General features: G+C 31.7%; 7 protein-coding genes. All 7 read left to right on the forward strand.

What is annotated here, in order from left to right:
• Positions 1-87 precede the first annotated feature (87 nt).
• The 7 genes from H9635_RS13610 to H9635_RS13640 all read left to right on the forward strand — a co-directional run bounded on the left by H9635_RS13610 (position 88) and on the right by H9635_RS13640 (position 9,136).
• Positions 88-1,110 carry a polysaccharide biosynthesis protein gene (locus H9635_RS13610; RefSeq protein ID WP_191700850.1) on the forward strand — a complete coding sequence of 341 codons (1,023 nt, stop codon included), beginning with the start codon at positions 88-90 and terminating at the stop codon, positions 1,108-1,110.
• Entirely contained in the window at positions 1,111-1,965 is an 855-nt protein-coding gene (locus H9635_RS13615; RefSeq protein WP_191700851.1) for an SDR family oxidoreductase, read from the forward strand.
• A 23-nt stretch (positions 1,966-1,988) separates the two neighbouring features.
• Entirely contained in the window at positions 1,989-3,137 is a 1,149-nt protein-coding gene (wecB, locus tag H9635_RS13620) for a non-hydrolyzing UDP-N-acetylglucosamine 2-epimerase (RefSeq protein ID WP_191700852.1), read from the forward strand.
• Positions 3,138-3,215: 78 nt separating this feature from the next.
• A complete protein-coding gene (locus H9635_RS13625; RefSeq protein ID WP_191700853.1) occupies positions 3,216-4,472 on the forward strand; it encodes a glycosyltransferase family protein in 1,257 nt (418 codons plus the stop codon).
• A 2-nt stretch (positions 4,473-4,474) separates the two neighbouring features.
• The gene (locus tag H9635_RS13630) at positions 4,475-5,986 is read left to right on the forward strand and encodes an MATE family efflux transporter (protein ID WP_191700854.1); all 1,512 of its coding nucleotides are present in this window, start codon (positions 4,475-4,477) and stop codon (positions 5,984-5,986) included.
• Between the two features lie 177 nt (positions 5,987-6,163).
• Entirely contained in the window at positions 6,164-7,438 is a 1,275-nt protein-coding gene (locus tag H9635_RS13635; RefSeq protein ID WP_191700855.1) for a glucose-6-phosphate isomerase, read from the forward strand.
• Positions 7,439-9,136, forward strand: coding sequence for a phospho-sugar mutase (locus H9635_RS13640; RefSeq protein WP_191700856.1), 1,698 nt, complete (start codon positions 7,439-7,441; stop codon positions 9,134-9,136).
• The last annotated feature ends 250 nt before the right edge of the window (positions 9,137-9,386 follow it).

Consider the following 9,386-nt stretch of genomic DNA (forward strand, 5'->3'; position numbering starts at 1 on the left):
TCAAGGATGCATTTTAAATAGCATATCATAGTAAGCTTGATTTTGGTTGGTTACGTTTATTATAAGGTAGTTAGGAGAAATTAATATATGTTTAAAGATAAAATATTATTAATAACAGGCGGCACAGGATCTTTCGGTAATGCTGTAATGAAACGTTTTTTAAATACTGATGTTAAAGAGATACGAATTTTCTCTCGAGATGAGAAAAAACAAGATGATATGCGTAAAAAATATAATAATGATAAATTGAAATTTTATATTGGTGATGTTCGAGACATTAATAGTGTAAAAAATGCAATTTACGATGTAGATTATATATTTCATGCAGCTGCATTGAAGCAAGTACCTTCATGTGAATTTTTCCCAATGGAAGCAGTTAAAACAAATGTAATGGGGACAGACAACGTTGTTACAGCGGCAATCGAAGCAGGTATTAAGAAAGTAATTTGTTTGTCTACAGATAAGGCGGCTTATCCAATTAATGCTATGGGTATTTCAAAAGCGATGATGGAAAAAGTATTTGTTGCAAAATCGCGTACGGTAAATCCTAGTAGAACTTTAATTTGTGGTACACGTTATGGTAATGTAATGGCTTCTCGTGGCTCGGTAATTCCATTATTTGTAGAGCAGATTAAAGCAGGTAAACCTTTAACAATCACAGATCCAAATATGACTAGATTTTTAATGAGTTTAGAAGAAGCAGTAGAATTAGTTGTGTTTGCATTTCTAAATGCTGAAGCAGGGGACATTTTGGTTCAAAAATCACCTGCCTCTACAATCCATGATTTAGCTATCGCTATTAAGGAACTATTTAAAGCTGACAATGAAATAAAAATTATTGGTACACGTCATGGTGAAAAATTATATGAAACACTATTAACTAAAGAAGAATACGTGCATGCAGAAGATTTAGCTAACTTTTATAGAGTTCCGGCAGATAAGCGTGATTTGAACTACGATAAATATTTTGTTGAAGGAATTAAGGAGATAAATAAAGTAGAGGATTATAATTCTCATAATACAGAGCGTTTAAATATAGAGCAAATTAAAGAAAAATTATTGCAATTAGATTTTATAAAAAATGAATTGAAGGATTGGGAGAATAACTAAATGCGAATTTTAGTATTAGGGGGCTCTGGTATGGCTGGTCATATTATCTCTCTTTATTTTAAAGAAGTAGGTTATGATGTAACAGTATTCACAAGAAAAAAAATTAGTTACTGTGAAAATATCGTTGGAAATGTAAAGGATTTGAAAGAGTTAGAGCGCGTAGTAGTCAATGGTGGATTTAACGCAATAATTAATGCGGTGGGGATTTTAAACCAAGATGCAGAAAATAATAAAGGAGATGCAGTTTTAATAAATAGTTACTTACCACATTTTTTAAGTGATATAACTCAAAAATTAAAAACTAGAGTTATTCACATGAGCACAGATTGTGTGTTTTCCGGTAGAGATGGTAATTATTCTGAGCATTCTTTTAAGGATGGTGAAACATTCTATGATAGATCGAAAGCACTTGGTGAAATAGAAAATTGCAAGGATTTGACATTTAGAAGCTCGATTATCGGACCGGATATCAATAAAGATGGAATAGGTCTGTTTAATTGGTTTATGAAACAATCGGGAACAATAAATGGTTTTAAAAAAGCTATTTGGACAGGGGTAACAACTCTAACATTGGCTAAAGCAATGGAGCAAGCATTGAAAGAAGATTTAACGGGTTTGTACAACCTAGTTAATAATGAAAAGATAACTAAATATGAATTATTAAAATTATTCAATGAAAAAATGTCGGGAAATAAACTTAATATTATAGAAGATAAATCTTTAGTTTTAGACAAATCACTAATAAATACTAGAGATGACTTTTCTTTTGTAGTACCTTCCTATGAGGTAATGGTTATTGAAATGAAGGAGTGGATTTTAACCCATAGGGAATTATATCCGCATTATTTTAAATAAATTTATCAGAAAAGAGTGGTCTTTTGAAGAAATTGAAAGTTATGACTGTAGTAGGGACACGACCTGAGATAATAAGATTATCAGCAGTAATTCATAAATTAGAGGCATCGGAAGCAATAGAACATATATTAGTACATACTGGACAAAATTATGACTTTGAGTTGAACGAAGTTTTTTTTAATGATTTTGAGTTGAAAAAACCAGATTACTTTTTAAATGCTGCTACTGGAACAGCTATGGATACGGTGGGGAATATTCTTATAAAAATTGATCCTTTATTAGAGGAAGTTAACCCTGATGCTTTTTTAATTTTAGGGGACACAAACAGTTGTTTATGTGCAATTGCAGCCAAACGTAGAAAAATCCCGATTTTCCATATGGAAGCAGGCAATCGTTCATATGATCAACGTGTTCCAGAAGAAATTAATCGGAAAATTATCGATCATATAGCTGATATTAATTTAGTATATAGTGATATTGCACGTGAAAGTTTGCTCCGAGAAGGTTTACCAGGAGACCGAATTATAAAAACAGGTAGCCCAATGTTCGAAGTATTAAATTCACGTAAAGTTGATATTGAAAATTCAGATGTATTAACTCGCCTTCAATTAGAGGAAGGGGAGTATTTCCTAGTGTCAGCGCACCGTGAAGAAAATATTAGCTCTGAGCGAAACCTCTTAAATTTAGTTGAATCATTAAATACGATTGCTGAAAAGTTTGGCTACCCAGTCATTATTAGTACGCATCCACGTACACGTAAAATGATTGAAAAAAAAGGTATCGTTTTTAATCCACTAGTGCAAACATTAAAACCATTAGGCTTTAATGATTATAACAAGCTACAACTGAAAGCAAAAGCAGTATTAAGTGATAGTGGAACGATTAGTGAAGAATCATCTATTTTAGGATTCCGAGCCTTAAACATTCGTGAAGCACATGAACGTCCTGAAGCGATGGAAGAAGCAGCTGTTATGATGGTAGGACTAGGTGTAGAACGTATTATGCAAGGATTAGCGATATTAGAAATACAAGAGTCGGATACATTGCGTTTAGTAAGTGATTACTCAATGCCGAATGTTGGGGAGAAAGTATTAAGAATTATCTTGAGTTATACAGATTATGTGAAATCTAATGTTTGGAAGAAAAATAAAGGAACACTATCGTTTAAATAATTTGTTTCAAACAGGCATTGTTACTTAGAAAATGCCTGTTTATTATTGTATTTTAAGTTAAAGATCGAGGTGTGGATGATGAAAAAAGGTTTAATTATTTCAAAAGAATATTATCCTATGTCAAATGGAAGTATTACTTGTTTGGAGAATATTATTAATAAGTTAAAGGACAATTATGAAATAACTGTTGTAAGTTATAATTTAGCAGGTGAATTTTTAGATTATGAGAAAAAAAATGGTGTAGAGATTTACAGAATATACTCGAAACATGATTTACCTGTAACAAAAAGAAATCGTTTTTTAGAAAAAAGAGCTCAAAATCAAGAATTGTGGGGTAAAATAACTAAAGTACCTTATATTCCTTTCTATTTTAATGCTAAGAAAAAAGGACTGATCTATCCAATTGCTTGGTCAAGAAATGCTTTGGAATATATAGAAAAATTAATTGTGCCATCAAAATTTGATTTTATTTTGGCGATAGGAGGTCCGTTTGAAAATGTTCGAACAGGTGTCCAATTATCTGAGAAATATGATATCCCGTTGTATATAATTGAGTTTGATTTATTTGCTTATAACCCTACACATAATCTTTTGAATATTAAGGCTGTAAAACAAAATTTAGAAGAAGAATTAACCTGGTATAAACAAGCTAAACATATTTTTGTAACGAAAGAAATGTATAAAACAGTTTTAAATTCTGAGCTGAATAAGTACAAAGAAAAGATAACAGCTATTAATATGCCTAATTTGGTACCACTTATATCTAAAGCTAATAATAGAGACGAAGAAGGTTATGTTGATATCTTATATGCGGGTATGTTTTATGATGATATTAGAAATCCATCAACAATGTTAAAGATTTTCTCCAAGGTTTTTCAAAAGAATTCTAAAATTAGATTACATATTTTGGGTATTGGATGTGAGAATATTACATTTAAATATCAAAAAGAATGGCCAAATAATATTTTTTTATATGGAAAACAATCTAAAGATAAAGTGAACGAATTGATAAAAAAATCCAATTTCTTATTGAATTTAAGTAATGCTATAGCAACTCAAGCGCCTAGTAAAATTGTAGAATATATTTCAACTTGTAAACCAATTATAAATTTCTATTCAATAGATAAAGATTTATGTGTAGATATCTTAAAGAATTATAGTCTTTCAATTTCACTTGATCAACGTCAAGGACAAGAGGAATTATCATTAACATTACTGGAATTCATTAGAGAAAATGAAGGTAAAACTAATAATATAGATGAAATAATATATATGTATTCTGAATATACTCCTCAATATGTAGCAAATAAAATTATAGATGTTCTTGAAGGATAATTATGAGATCAAAAAAAACATTTCTTAATTTAATTGTAAACATACTGTCTGTTCCTGTAACAGCTTTACTAGGTTTGTGGTTAACAAGACTTACAATAGTATATTATGGTTCAGATATTAACGGTTTGAATGCCTTAATTACTCAAATTATTGCTATTATTTTAATATTAGAAGCTGGTATAGGTGTGGCGATTAATTCCAGGCTTTACAAACCCTATATGAACAATGACTCAAATGCTATGAATGCTATTTTAACTGTTGGGAAAAAGGCATTTGAAGTCATTGCAATTGTTTTTTCGATGCTGGCATTTATAATTGCTTTAATTTTGCCTGGTTTATTGGAGACATCTGTTAATATCCAAACAATTTTTATTTTATTTATTTTAGCATTTTTACCAACTTCAATTTACTTGTTTTTTTCTTTAAAATACAAGCCTATATATGATGTTTCTCAAAGCGAATATATATTTTCTCTTATTTCGGTATCAATGAATATCATAGGGCAGTTAGTGGCTATATTATTCATTTATTTAGAGAGTAGCATCGAAGTGGTTCGATTTTGGATAATGTTCTTTTTAATATTGCGTAGTGTATTTATATATATAATTTCAAGAAAAAGGTATAAGGAATTTAAATTTGACAGTAAGCAAAAAAACTATGAGTTTTTAAAAGATATGCCATCAGTTATAAGTTTAAAAATAACTACCCTAATATATAGTACGTCTCCTATTCTATATATATCATTTATATTCGGAACGTTAATGACAAGTGTATATAGCGTTTATAATATGATTTTTACAGTTTTGAAGTCGCTTGCTTATGCAGTTGTTAATGCACCTTTTAATGCTTTTGGCCAGCTGTTAGCGGATGATGAATTGATAGATAACACTCGCGAGAAATTCATGTCTTACCAGTTATTGGTGATAATGTTTATATCAATTATATTGATTACATGTATGCTGGTTATTATTCCTTTTGTAGAGATTTATACAAATGGTGTAACTGATGTAAATTATTTAGACTATAGATTAGCAATGTTGTTAAGTATAATAACTTATTTAGAAATTGTTCATATACCAAGTGGAATAATGATGCAAGTAACTGGGGCGTTTAAAGAAAATAAAAGAATACAAAACATTTCTACGGTCGTTTTAGTTGTAGGGATGGTTGGATTTTCTTTAATATACGGATTATATGGTATTATGTTTGCTTTAATTATTTGTAATCTTATTTTAGGTTATTTAGAAATCAAATATGCCCATAAAGTTATCTTTAAAACTAATTTATTTACAATTTATATTATGATTTTTTTAAATCTATTTATAGCAGGTATGCTTGTAAAAATATTAAGTACATATATATCCATCAATGGATATATTGAATTTTTAGTGACATCTTTTATATTGGTGGTTATTAATAGTCTTACTATTTATATTGTAAATTTTATTGTATTTAAAAAATATTTAAACATATTAAATGGTCTGGTGCTCAATAAATTAAAATTGAAAAAATAGTATTTAAAATTAAGTAATTGATTTAGTTCAAAGGTAAGTAGGTAAACTCCCCTACCTATAGTAATTAGTAAGTCTAATAGTATTAAAGAATCCCACTTGAAACTTTCTTAGTTGTTTTTTTTTAAAATACTATGTCATAATAAAATTATCTATATATACCAAAATTGGAGATGAATTATGCTAAATGAAATAGTAAAAACTACGTTATTAAATTGCTCATTGAATGAAATTGACATTTTAAATTATAAAAATAAAGTTCAGTATATTCATAAAGTATTTCCTCAATTTGAATTTATAGGTTGGATGGATTCGCCTCTATATAACCATAATGAGCTATTAATGGAAATTGAGCATGTAGCCTCAGAAATCCGTGCTTGCGCAAATGTACTAGTTGTAGTGGGTGTAGGGGGATCCTTTTTAGGTGCACGTGCAATTCAAGAAGCACTGAAGCCGTACTTTGGTTTAGCGGAACATGGGATTGAAGTTGTATATGTTGGCCTTAACATGAGCGGTGCTTACATCAAGGAACTTTTATCATATTTAGACAAAAAGCAAGTTTATGTTAACGTTATTTCAAAATCTGGGGGCACAATGGAACCTGCTCTTGCTTTTCGAGTAATGCGTCTTTATATGGAAGAACGCTATGGGAATAAAGCAAAAGAACGTATTATCGTAACAACGGATGCGGAAAAAGGTGTTTTAAAAGGTATAGCTGATAAAGCAGAATACCGTCAATTTGTTATTCCTTCAAATATTGGAGGTCGCTATTCTGTATTAACACCTGTGGGGTTATTACCTGTGGCAGTGGCAGGGGTAGATATACGCGCGTTAATGGCTGGTGCTAAGCAAGCAGCAGAAGAACTTTCTGAATCGGATTTAGCTAATAACGACGCATATAAATATGCTGTGATGCGTCATATGTTATATGAGCAAGGTTATTCGATTGAACTGCTCGCTTCATTTGAGCCTGGCTTAAATAAATTCCATGAATGGTGGAAACAACTATTTGGTGAAAGTGAAGGGAAGGCAAAGAAAGGCTTATATCCTTCAACAGTTAATTTTTCAACGGATTTACACTCAATCGGTCAATTTATTCAAGAGGGAAGCCCGATTATGTTTGAAACTTTATTGCATTTCCATGAAATTAAAGGCGACCTGCAAGTACCATTCGATGAACGTAATGAAGATGGTTTAAATTATTTATCTCATCGTACTTTTAATGAGATAAATGCAATTTCCAAACAAGGTACTGCACTTGCCCATGCAGAAGGCGGCGTTCCAGTTATTCAATTAGAACTTCCAAAACTTGATGAATATCATTTGGGTTATCTGATTTATTTCTTCATGAAAGCTTGTGCCATGAGTGCATGTTTATTAGAAGTAAATCCATTTGATCAACCAGGTGTAGAAGCATATAAACGTAAAATGCTAGAGCTTTTAAAGGAGAAATAAATGATGAGTCTAGAACTATATAAGTATTGGCAACAACAACAACTACCCATTTATTTGGCCGATGAATTATCACAATTTATGACAGATGATAAAGCAATTGAAGAAGGATTCTATCAGTACGTGTCTTTTGGGACAGGAGGGATGCGTGGTATTCTCGGTGCAGGTACAAACCGTATGAACATCTATACAATCCGCCGAGTTGCGGAGGGTTTGTCCCGTTATATTTCTTCAAATGGTGAAAAAGCGAAAAAGCGTGGTGTTGCGATTGCTTACGACACACGTAATTTTTCATATGAATTTGCGGTGGAGACAGCTCGTGTATTAGGAGCACATAAAATTACTTCATATGTTTATAAAGAGGCGCGTCCAACACCACAGTTATCTTATACAGTACGTGAATTAAATACTTTTGCAGGTGTTGTTATTACGGCTAGTCATAACCCAAAGCAATATAATGGCTTCAAAGTTTACGGTGAGGACGGGGCGCAGCTAGTACCGACTGGAGCAAATGCAATTATTGAGCATATGGACCAAATTGAAGATATTTTTACTATTAAAGTTGCAGAGGTTACAGAGCTTGAGCAAAAAGGTTTGTTTAATTGGATCTTGGAAGATCTTGATGAAAAGTTCATGAACAACTTATTAACTTTAAAAAATAATAATGCGATTGATTATAATATGAAACTGGTATATACACCTTTACATGGAGCAGGACTTGTTCCGGTAGTAGAAGGTTTAAAGCAATTCGGGTTTAATGAAGTACATGTTGTTGAGGAGCAAGCTGTACAGGACGGCTCTTTTCCAACTGTTATGTATCCCAATCCGGAAGAAGCGGCTGCCTTCTCAATGGCAATCGAGCTAGGTAACCAAATAGGAGCGGACCTATTATTGGCAACTGATCCGGATGCTGATCGTTTAGGGGTAGCGGTACGTAAAGATGATTCATACGAGCTCCTTACAGGCAATCAGCTTGGTGCACTTTTATTAAATTATATTTTGCAAACAAAGCAAGAGAAAGGTACACTTCCAACTGATGGAGCAATGTTAAAAACAATTGTTACATCAGAGCTAGGTACAGCGATTGCTGCTCATTATGATGTTAAAACAGTCAATACGTTAACTGGGTTTAAGTATATCGCAGAAAAAATTGCGGAATTTGAAATGACAAAAGCGCATACATATTTATTCGGTTATGAGGAAAGCTACGGTTATTTAATTGAGTCATTTGCTCGTGATAAAGATGCAGTCCAAGTAGCTTTAAAAGTTGCAGAAATGGCTGCGTATTATTCGACACAAGAAAAAACATTGCTTGATGCATTAGAAGAACTGTATGAGCAGTTTGGCTACTATAAGGAAGCGCTGGTATCTAAAGTATTCGAAGGCAAAGACGGTCAAGAGCAGATGAAGTCAATTTTAAATAATTTCCGTTTAAAAATGCCTAAAGAAATTGCTGGAGTAACTGTTGTTCGTGTTGAGGATTACTTAACAGGAATTGCAACATTACAGGATGGCATTACAGAACCAATTGACTTGCCTAAGGAAAATGTGTTGAAGTTTGTTCTAGAGGACAATTCGTGGATTGCCATTCGCCCTTCCGGAACAGAACCGAAATGTAAGTTTTATTTTGGAGTAGTTAGAGAAACAGCAGAGCGAGCAAATCACATCCTAGCGTTACTAAAAGAAAGCATTTTAGAATAACTGATGATAAATATAAAGGCGTAGCTTTTTATTAAGCTACGCCTTTTTCTCATTTCTTAAATTAATAAATACTGACTATAAAAAATATGCGAAAACTTCAAATTTCCTGCACTATTATTTTCAGCTGATATGAATTTACTATTATTTAAAAATAATATTTAAGTGTAAATAGATGTAACCGTCAACCCAAATTGAACATTTTTTGCTCATTAAGGATGAACACTTTTTATTCGTTAAAAATCTTTTGCTG

It is taken from the genome of Solibacillus faecavium (assembly GCF_014836905.1).
Classification (GTDB): Bacteria; Bacillota; Bacilli; order Bacillales_A; family Planococcaceae; genus Solibacillus; species Solibacillus faecavium.